We start from the raw sequence: 12,507 nt of genomic DNA on the forward strand, positions 1-12,507 counted from the left end.
CGGACCGATCCCACGCTGTGCTGAACCTTCTCGCCATCTCCGGCAGCCTGCGGGCCGCCTCCACCAATTCTGCCCTGGTCGCGGCACTGGCGCGCAACGCGCCGGCGGGCTGCCGCGTCACCGTCTATGACGGGCTCAGCCGTCTGCCGATCTTCAATCCCGACGACGAGGGCGAGCGCACGCCGAGCGAAGCGGCCGAATTCATCGATGCCGTCACCGGCGCCGACGGCATCATCGTCTCCTGCCCCGAATATGCCCATGGCGTGCCGGGCGGACTGAAGAACGCGCTCGACTGGCTGGTCTCGCGCGACGCCGCCGTCGCCAAGCCCGCCATGCTGGCCCACGCCTCGCCGCGCTCGCTGTTCGCCCGTGCCGCGCTGGCTGAGATCATGCGGACGATGTCGTTCGCGATGTATGATGGTGGGCTGGAAATTGCCCTGCTGGGGAAGAAGCCGCCGGAGGTGGAGGGCATCCTTGCGGAGCCGGGAAATGTGGTGGCGATGCGCGATGCGGTGCAGGGTTTCGCGGAGTTCATACGCGGGCAAACATAGGGTCGTCATCCTAGGGCGCAAGGAACGAAGCGACGCAGCGCAGACCCTAGGATCCATGCCGTGACGTCAAGGCATTGCAATCCTTACAGAATTCTGCACCGCAGCACTCCACGTCGGAGGTCACGGCATGGATCCTCGGGTCAAGCCCGAGGATGACGAAGGAAAGGGTGCGCCCGCAGTCAAACGTCGCAACGCCCTACCCCTTCCGCAGCGTCTCGACATCGGTCTTGCCGACATACCAGTCCCGCGCGTTGACCTCCTCGAACACCACCCAGACATCGTCATTGCCAAGTCCGGTGGCCTCCATGATGGCCGCCGTGACCTTCTTGGCGATGTCAGCCTTCTTGCCTGCCGGATCGGCGGCTATCACTTCCTTGACGATGCGGATGTTGACGAATGGCATGACGACCTCCTTTTCAAATAGCTAGCGCCGCTGAGAGACCGTTTCGAAATTCGCTCTGGCGAGACATATGATGGTGGTTTCGAGAACCGGAGCGCAGCGGACATTTGGGTCCGTGAGCACCGGAAGCGCAGAAAACGCCTTCAGATGGCCGCCAGAGTAGAGTTTCCAAACGGTCTCTCAAAAAGTCTTGGCCCCGTTTACCATCAGCCGCACCGAATAGAGCGAGGTCGTGCCGGCGATGTAGAGGCAGTTCAGCTTGGCGCCGCCGAACACGCAATTGGCGGTCACCTCCGGCACCTTGACCTTGCCGATCAGTGTGCCGTCGGGATCGTAGCAATGGATGCCGTCGGCGGCACTGGTCCAGATGCGTCCGTCGGCGTCGAGCCGGAAGCCGTCGAACAGGCCGGCGGTGCAGTCGGCGAAGACCTTGCCGCTCGACACCTTCTTGCCGTGCTTGCCGACGTTGAACACCCGCATATGCGCCGGATTCTCAGCGCCATGGGTGCGGCCGGTGTCGACGACATAGAGCAGGCTTTCGTCGAGCGAGAAGGCGAGCCCGTTGGGTCGCACCATATCGGTGATGACGGCCTCGACCTCGCCGCTGTGGGGATCGACCCGGTAGACGTAGCAGGCACCGATCTCGCTCTCGGCCTTGTCGCCCTCATAGTCGGTGTCGATGCCGTAGCTCGGATCGGTGAACCAGATCGAGCCGTCGGACTTCACCACCACGTCGTTGGGCGAGTTCAGCCGCTTGCCCTTCCATTTGGCGGCAATAGTGGTGACCGAGCCGTCATGCTCGGTGCGGCTGACGCGGCGGCCCGAATGCTCGCAGGTGACCAGCCGGCCGTGCCGGTCGACGGTGTTGCCGTTGGAATTGCCCGAGGGCTGGCGGAAGACGCTGACGCTGCCGTCGGTCTCGTCATAGCGCAGCATGCGGTTGTTCGGGATGTCGGACCAGACGACATAGCGGCCGGCGGCGAACCAGGCCGGCCCCTCCGCCCAGCGGCATCCGGTGAACAGCTTGTCCACCTGCGCGTTGCCGTTGAACAGCCGCGCGAAGCGCGGATCGAGAACCTCGTAATAGTCTGCGGCCGCCATGCATTTTCCTCCCAGCATCACGTGATGCTGGATCAAGCCAGCCCGCGATCGATCTGGCAAGACGCGGCCTTCGCAATTTGTATGACAAAACAGGGAGGAAACCGCCGTGCGACCGGGGCTGGCCCACGACCGGCCATGCAGGACGCGCCTTAGGACTCGATTAACCGGCTATGCGCTGCGTGCAATGGTGCATTGCAACATCTTCTTTTTGCAACGCACCATTACTATGTCATGTTCCGTATCGACCAAGGGAGGAAGAAACCGCCGCCAGAATGCGGCACAGAAGGACCCTTGCTATGATCTTCAACGATCTCATGACCCGCGCTCGCAACAACATCGCCAAGCGCAAGCACTACAACCGCCTCGTCGCCGAAATCGACAGCTTCACCAGCCGCGATCTGGCAGACATGCGCGCCGACCGTTCGGAAATGCTCTACCAGATCCACAAGCAGATCTACGGCTGAGTATTCGGTCGACCTATCACGTTCGTCATCCTTGGGCGTAGCGACGCGAAGCGGAGCGAAGACCCCTGGAGCTGCTCAGCAGCCCGAGGGATCCATGCCGTGATCTTCGAGCGCCGCAGCGGTGCAGAATTTCTGTCTACCGCTGTCCGCAACGCCTATTCTGATCTGAAGTATCCTTTAACCAACGTCCCGGCATGGATTCCTTGGGCTGCAGAGCAGCTCCAGGGGTCTGCGCCGCGTCGCTTCGCTTCGCCGTAGAATGACGAAGCAAGAGATCGCCGTCAGTTCGGCACGGCCAGTGCCTTGTCGATTTGCGGCAGCAACACATCCCGCGCCGCTTCCGCCGTCAGCGGGCCGACATGCTTGTAGGCAATTTTGCCGTCCTTGCCGATGACGAAGGTTTCCGGCACGCCGTAGACACCCCAGTCGATTGCCGTGCGGCCGGCTTCGTCGACCCCGATGGCCTGGAACGGATTGCCGAGGTCGCCGAGGAACCGGCGGGCGTTTTCCGGCTGGTCCTTATAGTTCAGCGCCGCCATCGTGAACCGCTTGTCCTGCGCCAGCGCCAGAAGCACCGGGTGCTCTTCGCGGCACGGCGCGCACCATGATGCGAACACGTTGACCAGCGTGACCTTGCCGGCGAACGCCCTGGAATCAAGCCCCGGCAGATTTGATCCCTCCAGTGCCGGCAGATTGGTCTGCGGCGCCGGCAGGCCGATTAGCGCCGATGGCACTTCCGAGACATCGCGTCCCGATAACAGCTGCCACAGGAACAAGCCCGCCAGGCCGAGAAAAACCAGCAGCGGCAACAGGACGAACAGGCGGCGACCGCGCGTCGGTGTTTCGGTCTCGCCGCTCACGATTTCTCCGCCTCCGCCTTGTCGGAACGCCGCCGCACGCCGGCTGCTTCCAGCTCGGCAAGATCGCGCTTGCGCCCCTTTTGATCAAGCAGGATCCAGCCGATCAGCCCGGCCAGAACAACCGCCGTGATGCCATAGGCGGCCGTGACATAGAGGGCGTGCGCACTCATGCCTCCCGCTCCATCGGCATGCCTCTTTCCAGCCGTCTGCCTCGTTCGATCATGCTTTCCCTTAGCGACATGCCCATGGCTGCGCAACGCGCCGCGGTTTCAAACATACGTGGCCGCCGCGCCGCCGCCTTGATGTCGCGCAAACCATGCCAAACCTCGCTCAATCCGTTCCATGCCGCAGCGCAAGCGCCGCCGAGACCGGCCCCAGCACGGCAAGAAACAGCGTCAGCGCGGCAAGAATGAGGAAGGGCTGCAGGAAAGGATCGGGATTGGCCGTCGCGCCGTAGCTCGCCGAAACGCCGAAGATCAGCACCGGTATGGTCAGCGGCAGCACCAGCACCGAGATCAGAAGCCCGCCGCGCGGCAGCGCCACCGCCACCGCGGCACCCGCAGCGCCGATGAAGGTGATGGCCGGCGTGCCGACCAGCAGGGTCAGCGCCGTCGCGCCGATCGCGAGCGGCTCCATGTTCATGAACAGGCCGAGCAGGGGAGCAGCGACGACCAGCGGCAGAACGCTGCCCGCCCAATGCGCCAGGCATTTCACCAGCACCGTCAGCGCCAGCATGTGCCGGTCGTTGCCCAGCACCAGCAGATCGAGCGAGCCGTCCTCGCGGTCCGCCTGGAACAGCCGGTCGAGCCCAAGCAGGCAGGCAAGCAGCGCGCCGATCCACAGGATCGCCGGGCCGATGCGGGAAAGCAGCTTCAGGTCCGGCCCGACGCCGAACGGAATGGTGGCGATGACGGCGAGGAAGAAGATGACGCCGGTCAACGCGCCGCCGCCGGCACGGATGTTGAGGCGGATGTCGCGGGCAAAGAGGGACCACATTACGATGTGGTCCCTTGTTGAGGACGGTGTTCTGTGACGCCCCTCTCTGGCCTGCCGGCCATCTCCCCCACAAGGGGGGAGATCGCAAGCTTCGCCGTCGACGCACTTCTTGCGATGCTGTAGTTTGGCGAAACCCGAGCCAACAGCCAATCTCCCCCCTCGTGGGGGAGATGTCCGGCAGGACGGAGGGGGGCGCCGTAGAGTGCCGCCATCAACCGGCTACCCCCATCCTCAACTCCGCCCCCTCGATCCCCAGCGGCAGATGCGTCGCCGCGACAATCATCCCACCCCCGGCACAGTGCCCTGCCATCAGCCCGGCAAACCGCGCCTCCGACGCCTTGTCCAATCCCGCCGTTGGCTCGTCGAGCAGCCACAGCGGCCGATGGCTGACCAAAAGCTTGGCGATCGCGGCGCGCCGCCTTTGCCCGGTCGAGAGATAGCCGAACGGCAGATGGCCGACGCCACCCAGCCCGACCGTATCCAGCGCCTCTTCGACGCCCGAGTCGCCACGGCCATTGAAATCGCGCCAGAAGCGCAGGTTTTCCACGACACTTAGCGCCGTCTTCATCGCGTTCTGGTGTCCGAGATAATGGCAGGCCGAAGCGATCGACGGAAAGTCATCGCCGCCGTTCTCGAGCAGCAGCCGGCCTTCGGCCTTCGGCAGCAGACCGGCGATGATCCGGAGCAGGGTCGATTTGCCCGATCCGTTCGGCCCGGTGACGACCAGCGCCTGGCCCTGATCGAGCGCAAAGCCGACGCCGGAAAAAACCGCCTCGCCGCCGCGTTCGCCGCCCAGATTTTCGGCGATAAGCCGCATCCCTCGCCTGCCCTGAAAACAATGTTCCGCGGTCGCTGCCGCATCGCACAAATTTGCTTTTCGACTGTCTAGAACTATTCCAGAAAATTCTCTATATGCGGTGCATCCGTGCCAGCGGTCGGCGCGGGAACAGAATTAGCGCCGAACCAGCGCACGCGCCGCCTTGAACGGCTCGGGTTGCTTGGGAACGGACAGCGGAAATGGCCGTACCCGCACCTTTGCGCGTGATTGCATGCCATCGGCGTCCGTTCCCTTTCAGGCTGAACAGACAAGGACGGATCGCACGTGTCAAAATCCCTCGATAGTTTCAATTGCCGTCGCACGCTGACCGCGGGCGGCACCGAATATGCCTATTTCGACCTCGTCGAGGCCGAGAAGAACGGCCTCACCGGCATCGCCCAGCTGCCCTATTCGATGAAGGTGCTGCTGGAGAACCTGCTGCGCAATGAGGACGGCCGCTCCGTCACCAAGGAATCGATCCAGGCGGTGGCCGGCTGGCTGACCGACAAGGGCACCGCCGGCGTCGAGATCGCCTATCGCCCGGCCCGCGTGCTGATGCAGGATTTCACCGGCGTTCCGGCCGTGGTCGACCTTGCCGCCATGCGCGACGCCATGGCCTCGCTCGGTGGCGACCCGCAAAAGATCAACCCGCTGGTGCCGGTCGACCTCGTCATCGACCATTCCGTCATCGTCGACGAATTCGGCACGCCGATGGCCTTCGCCCGCAATGTCGAGCTCGAATATGAGCGCAACGAGGAACGCTACAAGTTCCTGAAATGGGGCCAGCAGGCGTTCCGCAACTTCCGCGTCGTGCCGCCCGGCACCGGCATATGCCACCAGGTCAACCTCGAATATCTCGGCCAGGTGGTGTGGACCAACACCGAGGACGGCGAAACCACGGCCTATCCCGACACTTGCGTCGGCACCGATTCGCACACCACCATGATCAACGGCCTTGGCGTTCTCGGCTGGGGCGTCGGCGGCATCGAGGCCGAGGCGGCCATGCTCGGCCAGCCCGTCTCCATGCTTTTGCCCGAAGTCATCGGCTTCCGCCTCACCGGCAAGCTCAAGGAAGGCGTCACCGCCACCGACCTGGTGCTGACCGTCACCCAGATGCTGCGCAAGAAGGGCGTCGTCGGCAAGTTCGTCGAATTCTTCGGCCCGGGCCTCTCCAACATGACGCTCGCCGACCGCGCCACCATCGGCAATATGGCGCCGGAATATGGCGCCACCTGCGGCTTCTTCCCGGTCGATGCGGAGACCATCCGCTACCTGACAATGTCCGGCCGCGAGGAAAGCCGCATCGCCCTGGTCGAAGCCTATTCCAAGGCGCAAGGCATGTGGCGCGAGGCCGGCTCCGCCGACCCGGTCTTCACCGACCTGCTCGAACTCGAGCTGAGCAGCGTCGTACCGTCGATGGCCGGCCCCAAGCGGCCCGAAGGCCGCGTCGCGCTGGAAGGCATTCCGGCCGGCTTCGCCAAGGCGATGGACACCGAATACAAGAAGGCGGCGGAGATTTCCAAGCGCTACGCCGTCGAAGGCACCGACCATGATCTCGGCCATGGCGACGTCGTCATCGCCGCCATCACGTCGTGCACCAACACCTCCAACCCGAGCGTGCTGATCGGCGCCGGCCTTCTGGCCCGCAACGCCAACCGCCTCGGCCTCAAGCAGAAGCCGTGGGTGAAGACCTCGCTCGCCCCCGGCAGCCAGGTGGTCGCCGAATATCTGGAGAAGTCAGGCCTGCAGAAGGAGCTCGACCAGATCGGCTTCAACCTGGTCGGCTTCGGCTGCACCACCTGCATCGGCAATTCCGGCCCGCTGCCGGCGCCGATCTCCAAGACCATCAACGATAAAGGTTTGATTGCTGCCGCGGTCTTGTCCGGCAACCGCAACTTCGAAGGCCGCGTCTCGCCCGACGTGCAGGCCAACTACCTGGCGTCACCGCCGCTGGTCGTGGCGCATGCGCTGGCCGGCACCGTCACCAAGGACCTCACGACCGAGCCGCTCGGCGAGGACAAGAACGGCAACCCGGTCTACCTCAAGGACATCTGGCCGAGCTCGGCCGAGATCCAGGAATTCATCGAGAAGAACGTCACCCGCGAGCTGTTCGCCCGCAAATATGCCGACGTCTTCAAGGGCGACGAGTACTGGCAGAACGTCAAGGCGCCTGAAGGCCAGACCTACGCCTGGGACGACAACTCGACCTATGTGCAGAACCCGCCCTATTTCGCCGGAATGACCGCCGGTTTCGGCAAGATCGGCGACATCAAGGGCGCCCGCGTGCTCGGCCTGTTCGGCGACAAGATCACCACCGACCACATCTCGCCGGCGGGTTCGATCAAGGCCGCCTCGCCGGCCGGCAAGTACCTCACCGACCATGGCGTCGGCGTCGCCGACTTCAACCAGTACGGCACGCGGCGCGGCAATCATGAGGTGATGATGCGCGGCACCTTCGCCAACATCCGCATCCGCAACCACATGCTGGGCGAGAACGGCCGCGAGGGCGGCTACACCATCCACTACCCGTCGAAGGAAGAGGAATCGATCTACGACGCGGCGATGGAGTACAAGAAGGAAGGCGTGCCGCTGGTGATCTTCGCCGGCGTCGAATACGGCAACGGCTCGTCGCGCGACTGGGCGGCCAAGGGAACGAATCTCCTTGGTGTCCGCGCCGTCATCGCCCGGTCCTTCGAGCGCATCCATCGCTCGAACCTGGTCGGCATGGGCGTCATCCCCTTCGTCTTCGAGGAAGGCACATCCTGGGCTTCGCTCAACCTCAAGGGCGACGAACTGGTCGAGATCGACGGCCTGAGCACCATCAAGCCGCGCCAGACGATGACCGCCAAGATCACCTATGGCGACGGCACGGTGAAGAACGTGCCGATCATCTGCCGCATCGATACGCTGGACGAGCTCGACTACTTCAAGAACGGCGGCATCCTGCAGTACGTGCTGCGCGATCTGGCTGCGTAGCCGCAGCCAGGGAATAGGGCTTGGGCAGTAGGGAATAAGGCCCCTACTGCCTACTGCCTACTGCCTACTGCCTACTGCCTACTGCCTACTGTCTTTCGGCGCCCCAAATCGAGCCGATGCCGATCGCTACCACCCACCAGGCCAGCACCTCGGCGAAGGTGCCGGCCTTGCATCGGCGTACTTCCCGCACACCCCATAATCCCGCTGCAATGAAAGCAAGGTTGGTCAAAGCATTGGCGGGCTCGGCCCAAAGTCCAGGCCCGGTCCGCTCGCAATAGAGATCGACAGGGGTCAGGAGAGTTTGCCACATGATGGTGATGCCACTCCCTAATCGAACCACGTCGTGAAATGCAGTGTCGGTCCTGTTGCGGCCTTACCTGCGGCTGCACCGGCAAAATTTCACTGCAACGTGACTTCCCGTTGACTTCCGCTTCTGCCACATATTTCAGACAATCAGAACAAAGCCGGCGCCACCGGCGGGAATTGGAATGATCATGGCCTCGCGAAGATCACTTTGGCTGGCAGCCTTCGCGCTGGCCTTCTCGGCGGTTGCCGGTGCCGGCCATGCCGGCGAGACCGAAAGGATCCAGGCCGAAAAACCCTCACCCGACAAGCCGCTCGGCGTGGTCGAACTGTTCACCAGCCAGGGCTGCAGCTCCTGCCCTCCGGCCGATGCCTTCTTCGCCGAACTTGCGACCAAGGATGACATTGTCGCGCTGTCCTATCACGTCGACTATTGGGACTATCTCGGCTGGAAGGACACGCTGAGTCGCAAGGAAAACACCGAGCGGCAAAATGATTACATGCGCGCCTTCGGCAGTCGCTCCGTCTATACGCCGCAGGCGGTGCTCAATGGCCGCGCGCATGTCAACGGCGCCAATCGCGGCGAGGTCGACGGCGCGCTCGCCCGCATGGCGAAATCCGGCGAAGGCATGCGTGTGCCCGTCAAAGTCAGCCGCACCAGCGACCGCGTGATCATCGATGTCGGCGATGCCGGCGCCGGTCCGAGCGACGCCCATGTCGTCATCGTCTATTTCGAGCCGCCGCAGACGGTCAAGATCGCCCAGGGCGAGAACTCCGGCCGCAAGATGACTTATTGGAACGCCGTCACCGGCATCCAGACCGCCGGCATGTGGCACGGCAAGGCGCAGCGCTATGAGTTGCCGATGAGCGAGATCACCAAAAAGGGCGGCTGCGCCGTGCTTTTGCAGTCGGTCGGCAAGGACGGCATGCCAGGCCCCATTCTCGGCGCCGCCTTCATCCACAAGCCCCCGAACAAGGCCCAGGACTTATAGTCAACTCCGGCAAGCCGCATAACCTCACCATGTCCCGGCGAGTGCCGTGCAGGCCAGCAGCACGCAGGTCAAAATGTTTGACAGGAAAAGCCTGAATTCAGCTCCGGGCGCTGAAGGTCAATACGCCAAGCCTGCCAAATGAGCGGCGATCACCGCCATTCCGGCGGCGTATCGCAGGGACATGCCTGATAACCAGCCTCCCAGCGACCGCGATGCGACCGCAAAGGCCTAGAACAGGCGATACAGGTCTTGCCCCGAACAGGATTGCTGTCGACTTCAAACCGAGGCGAGTGTCGTCTTTGACATCCACGTGGACGGTATCGTAACCGATTTGCCATGCGATCGCGCCGACCTAAATGACACCAGCAGGCACCTGCCCGGTCACCTCGCAAGCGCCGGCAAGGTCTACGCCGATCTGGACCTTCAGGCATGAAAAAACCGACGTCAGCTTGCTTCTGACGCCGGTCATTTAGGTTTTGGGATCGTCGCACCCGATTTTTCCAAGGAAAAACCGAGGTTGGTTCGATCCGACGCAGACCCGTGGGCGGGGGGCTTGGGGTTTACGAGCCGGTGCCGGACCGAACCGTCTCAGGCAACGCCGGTAAATTCGTCGGAGATTGGGGCATTAGCGCGGATAAAAAACGGCGGAAATGTGGCGAAGCATCACCAATTCCAACATGCGGTTTGCAAACGTGACTGGACGTGACCGAAAAGGCGCACCGCCGCGACCGCTTCGCCGGCTCTTGCAATTGCAGCGCGAAGGGGCCAATTTTGGTTGGCAAAGATTCATTTTGAAGGATCGAGGCATGACTGACGACAGCGGCGGGATGGGGGATGGTGACGCATCCGCAATATTGATCCCGCTGCACGAGGCGCGCAGCGCACGCCTCGACCAGCCGGTGCGCTTCGACCGGCGTGAACTGGACCAGATCCTCAGGTTGTACGGACGCATGGTCGCCGCCAATGAATGGCGCGACTACGCCATCGATCATCTGACCGACAGGGCGGTGTTTTCCGTCTTCCGCCGCGCCAGCGAAGTGCCGCTGTTCCAGATCGTCAAGGACCCGAAACTGGCCCGCAAACAGGGCGCCTTCGCCGTCATCGCCGCCGGCGGGCGCATCCTCAAACGCGGCCAGGAACTCGGCCGCGTGCTCGGTGTCTTCGACAGCAAGCTGAGAGTGGTCGAGGCCTGAGCTGGGAATTGAGGAATTGAGGAAAAAGGCACTCAGCGCCTGACGTAAGTGCCTCTTCTTGTTCTTCAATTCTTCAATTCTTCAATTCTTCAATTCTTCAATTCTTCAATTCTTCTTTATCCCCCCGAAACTTCCGCTCCGGCAAAGAAGCCGCATCCGGCGGCAGTGACGCGCCGCCATTCAGCGACAGCTGCATGAACACCGTGTCCAGCCAGCGCCCGTGCTTGTAGCCGGAGCCTTCGAGGCGGCCTGAATGGCGAAAGCCGAGCTTTTCATGCAGCCTGACCGAGGCGCTGTCGGCATGGCCGTCGCCGATCACCGCGACGATCTGGCGAAAACCCGCCGCCTCGGCCGCCGTGATCAGGCTCCGCATCAGCTTGAGACCGATGCCCTGGCCCTTGGCATCAGGCGCGACATAGACCGAATCCTCGACGATGAAGCGATAGGCCGGGCGCGGCCGGAAGGCGCCGGCATAGGCGTAGCCGAGCACGGCGCCGTCCTTCTCCGCCACCAGATAGGGAAAGCCGCCGGCCGTGAGCGTGGCGAATCGCGTGCCCATCTCGGCGCGGCTGGGCGGCTCCAGCTCGTAGCTCGCCGTGCCGTGTGTCACCGCGTCGGCGTAGATTTCGGTGATGGTGTCGAGGTCGGCGGCGCTGGCCGCCCGAATCACGATATTGCTCATTCTTTATGCAAGCCTTTTGTCTGCCTCCGATAACAGCAAACGTCGGCGCAAAAGAAAAGGGCGGCCGTTGGGCCGCCCTTTCCAAACCCGATGGTCCAGTCAGACCATGATGCGAAGCCTTAGAGCAATTCCAGGAAAAGTGTGAAACGGTTTTCCGTCCGGAATTGCGTCAAAACAAAAATTTAGAGCGGTCCGCCGTTTCCTTGAAACAGCGAGCTGCTCTAGCGGCGGTCGCCCATGAACTGCAGCAGGAACATGAACAGGTTGATGAAGTCGAGATAGAGCCTCAGCGCGCCCATGATGGCCTTGCGGCCGGCGATATCGGAAGCGTCGCCCTCGAAATACATCTCCTTGATCTTCTGCGTGTCGTAAGCGGTGAGGCCGGCGAAGACCAGCACGCCGATCGCCGAAACGGCGAAGGACAGCGCCGACGACTGCAGGAAGATATTGATCACCGTCGCGATGATGATGCCGAACACGCCCATGATCAGGAACGAGCCCATCGCCGTCAAGTCGCGCTTGGTCGTGTAGCCGTAAAGCGACAGCGCGCCGAAGGCGGCGGCGGTGGCGAAGAAGGTCTGCGAGATGCTGGCCGTGGTGTAGACCAGGAAGATCGACGACAGCGACAGGCCAACGAGGCCGGCATAGACCCAGAACGTCGTCTGCGCGGCAGCGACGCTCATCGACTGAATCCTGAACGACAGGAAGAACACGGCGGCCAGCGGCGCCAGCATCACCACCCAGCGCAGCGGCGAGCCGAAGATCGCATAGCCGAAGGACGTCAGCATCTCGCCGCTCGGCAGCGTTGCGACAGCCGAGGCCGGATCGGTGGTGGTGGCCAGCATGATCGTGCCGACCGCGGCAAGACCGGTGATGAGGAGGCCAAGCCCCATCAGATTGTAAACCTTGATCATATAGGCGCGCAGACCCTGATCGATGTCGGCGCGGACGCCGGGCACCGCCGACGTCTGATAGTTGCGAATGGGATCAGCCATTGGAATCCTCTATTGCTTCTGCCCCGTCCGGTGTCGGGCCTCTTACGGACCCAGGCGCCGCTGGCGGGGCTCCAGCATGCCTGTGGCGAAATATGATGGTTATTCGCGTCAAGAACAAGACCGTAACCGGATGTAACGGTTCGTGAGGGGCCGAAAGGCGGATTCCCGGGCTTTCCA

The 12,507-nt window shown here is 63.0% G+C and carries 13 protein-coding genes and 2 pseudogenes; 5 read left to right on the top strand and 10 right to left on the bottom strand.

The features are described from left to right. Positions 1-17: 17 nt before the first annotated feature. On the top strand, positions 18-551 hold the full coding sequence (locus MAFF_RS17895) for an NADPH-dependent FMN reductase (protein WP_010912351.1): 534 nt from the start codon (positions 18-20) through the stop codon (positions 549-551). 196 nt (positions 552-747) lie between these two features. On the opposite strand, the gene MAFF_RS17900 is transcribed toward MAFF_RS17895, so the two are convergent. Then, entirely contained in the window at positions 748-954 is a 207-nt protein-coding gene (locus MAFF_RS17900; RefSeq protein WP_010912352.1) for a tautomerase family protein, read from the bottom strand. Between the two features lie 177 nt (positions 955-1,131). Further along, on the bottom strand, positions 1,132-2,052 hold the full coding sequence (locus tag MAFF_RS17905) for an SMP-30/gluconolactonase/LRE family protein (protein WP_010912353.1): 921 nt from the start codon (positions 2,050-2,052) through the stop codon (positions 1,132-1,134). Between the two features lie 296 nt (positions 2,053-2,348). Between MAFF_RS17905 and MAFF_RS40050 the strand changes: the two genes are divergently transcribed. Then, positions 2,349-2,516 carry a hypothetical protein gene (locus MAFF_RS40050; RefSeq protein WP_080511879.1) on the top strand — a complete coding sequence of 56 codons (168 nt, stop codon included), beginning with the start codon at positions 2,349-2,351 and terminating at the stop codon, positions 2,514-2,516. 281 nt (positions 2,517-2,797) lie between these two features. Here MAFF_RS40050 and MAFF_RS17910 read toward each other — a convergent pair whose 3' ends face one another. From MAFF_RS17910 to ccmA, 4 genes are all read right to left on the bottom strand, one after another. After that, a complete protein-coding gene (locus MAFF_RS17910) occupies positions 2,798-3,376 on the bottom strand; it encodes a DsbE family thiol:disulfide interchange protein (RefSeq protein ID WP_010912355.1) in 579 nt (192 codons plus the stop codon). Beyond that, positions 3,373-3,546 (bottom strand): heme exporter protein CcmD, encoded by a 174-nt coding sequence (ccmD, locus tag MAFF_RS17915; RefSeq protein WP_010912356.1) that lies wholly within the window; start codon positions 3,544-3,546, stop codon positions 3,373-3,375. The genes MAFF_RS17910 and ccmD overlap by 4 nt, the downstream gene beginning before the upstream one ends. A gap of 160 nt (positions 3,547-3,706) precedes the next feature. Further along, a complete protein-coding gene (ccmB, locus tag MAFF_RS17920) occupies positions 3,707-4,372 on the bottom strand; it encodes a heme exporter protein CcmB (RefSeq protein ID WP_010912357.1) in 666 nt (221 codons plus the stop codon). A 211-nt stretch (positions 4,373-4,583) separates the two neighbouring features. After that, the gene (gene ccmA / locus MAFF_RS17925; protein ID WP_010912358.1) at positions 4,584-5,189 is read right to left on the bottom strand and encodes a heme ABC exporter ATP-binding protein CcmA; all 606 of its coding nucleotides are present in this window, start codon (positions 5,187-5,189) and stop codon (positions 4,584-4,586) included. Positions 5,190-5,474: 285 nt separating this feature from the next. Between ccmA and acnA the strand changes: the two genes are divergently transcribed. Further along, positions 5,475-8,165: an aconitate hydratase AcnA gene (acnA, locus tag MAFF_RS17930; RefSeq protein WP_010912359.1), complete on the top strand. Its 2,691-nt coding sequence runs from the start codon at positions 5,475-5,477 to the stop codon at positions 8,163-8,165. A gap of 109 nt (positions 8,166-8,274) precedes the next feature. On the opposite strand, the pseudogene MAFF_RS17935 reads toward acnA, so the two are convergent. Then, positions 8,275-8,475: pseudogene (locus tag MAFF_RS17935) on the bottom strand (ceramidase domain-containing protein); the annotation flags it as partial. 178 nt (positions 8,476-8,653) lie between these two features. Between MAFF_RS17935 and MAFF_RS17940 the strand changes: the two are divergent. After that, entirely contained in the window at positions 8,654-9,460 is an 807-nt protein-coding gene (locus MAFF_RS17940; protein ID WP_032932270.1) for a DUF1223 domain-containing protein, read from the top strand. A gap of 24 nt (positions 9,461-9,484) precedes the next feature. Here the strand turns inward: MAFF_RS17940 and MAFF_RS40645 are convergent. After that, a pseudogene (locus MAFF_RS40645) lies at positions 9,485-9,848 on the bottom strand (UbiA family prenyltransferase); the annotation flags it as partial. Positions 9,849-10,266: 418 nt separating this feature from the next. Between MAFF_RS40645 and MAFF_RS17945 the strand changes: the two are divergent. Further along, positions 10,267-10,653 carry a DUF2794 domain-containing protein gene (locus MAFF_RS17945; RefSeq protein ID WP_044551033.1) on the top strand — a complete coding sequence of 129 codons (387 nt, stop codon included), beginning with the start codon at positions 10,267-10,269 and terminating at the stop codon, positions 10,651-10,653. Positions 10,654-10,750: 97 nt separating this feature from the next. Here the strand turns inward: MAFF_RS17945 and MAFF_RS17950 are convergent, their stop codons facing one another. Both MAFF_RS17950 and MAFF_RS17955 read right to left on the bottom strand, forming a co-directional pair. Beyond that, positions 10,751-11,335, bottom strand: coding sequence for a GNAT family N-acetyltransferase (locus MAFF_RS17950; RefSeq protein WP_010912363.1), 585 nt, complete (start codon positions 11,333-11,335; stop codon positions 10,751-10,753). Between the two features lie 221 nt (positions 11,336-11,556). Further along, positions 11,557-12,330, bottom strand: coding sequence for a Bax inhibitor-1/YccA family protein (locus MAFF_RS17955; RefSeq protein ID WP_010912364.1), 774 nt, complete (start codon positions 12,328-12,330; stop codon positions 11,557-11,559). Positions 12,331-12,507: the final 177 nt, after the last annotated feature.

Source organism: Mesorhizobium japonicum MAFF 303099, assembly GCF_000009625.1.
GTDB classification, from domain to species: domain Bacteria; phylum Pseudomonadota; class Alphaproteobacteria; order Rhizobiales; family Rhizobiaceae; genus Mesorhizobium; species Mesorhizobium japonicum.

Bases quoted from the DNA above. Each gene is read 5' to 3' on its own strand.
- MAFF_RS17900 (WP_010912352.1), bottom strand. From the start codon at position 954: ATGCCATTCGTCAACATCCGCATCGTCAAGGAAGTGATAGCCGCCGAT.
- MAFF_RS17905 (WP_010912353.1), bottom strand. From the start codon at position 2,052: ATGGCGGCCGCAGACTATTACGAGGTTCTCGATCCGCGCTTCGCGCGG.
- MAFF_RS40050 (WP_080511879.1), top strand. From the start codon at position 2,349: ATGATCTTCAACGATCTCATGACCCGCGCTCGCAACAACATCGCCAAG.
- ccmD (WP_010912356.1), bottom strand. From the start codon at position 3,546: ATGAGTGCGCACGCCCTCTATGTCACGGCCGCCTATGGCATCACGGCG.
- ccmB (WP_010912357.1), bottom strand. From the start codon at position 4,372: ATGTGGTCCCTCTTTGCCCGCGACATCCGCCTCAACATCCGTGCCGGC.
- ccmA (WP_010912358.1), bottom strand. From the start codon at position 5,189: ATGCGGCTTATCGCCGAAAATCTGGGCGGCGAACGCGGCGGCGAGGCG.
- MAFF_RS17940 (WP_032932270.1), top strand. From the start codon at position 8,654: ATGATCATGGCCTCGCGAAGATCACTTTGGCTGGCAGCCTTCGCGCTG.
- MAFF_RS17945 (WP_044551033.1), top strand. From the start codon at position 10,267: ATGACTGACGACAGCGGCGGGATGGGGGATGGTGACGCATCCGCAATA.
- MAFF_RS17950 (WP_010912363.1), bottom strand. From the start codon at position 11,335: ATGAGCAATATCGTGATTCGGGCGGCCAGCGCCGCCGACCTCGACACC.
- MAFF_RS17955 (WP_010912364.1), bottom strand. From the start codon at position 12,330: ATGGCTGATCCCATTCGCAACTATCAGACGTCGGCGGTGCCCGGCGTC.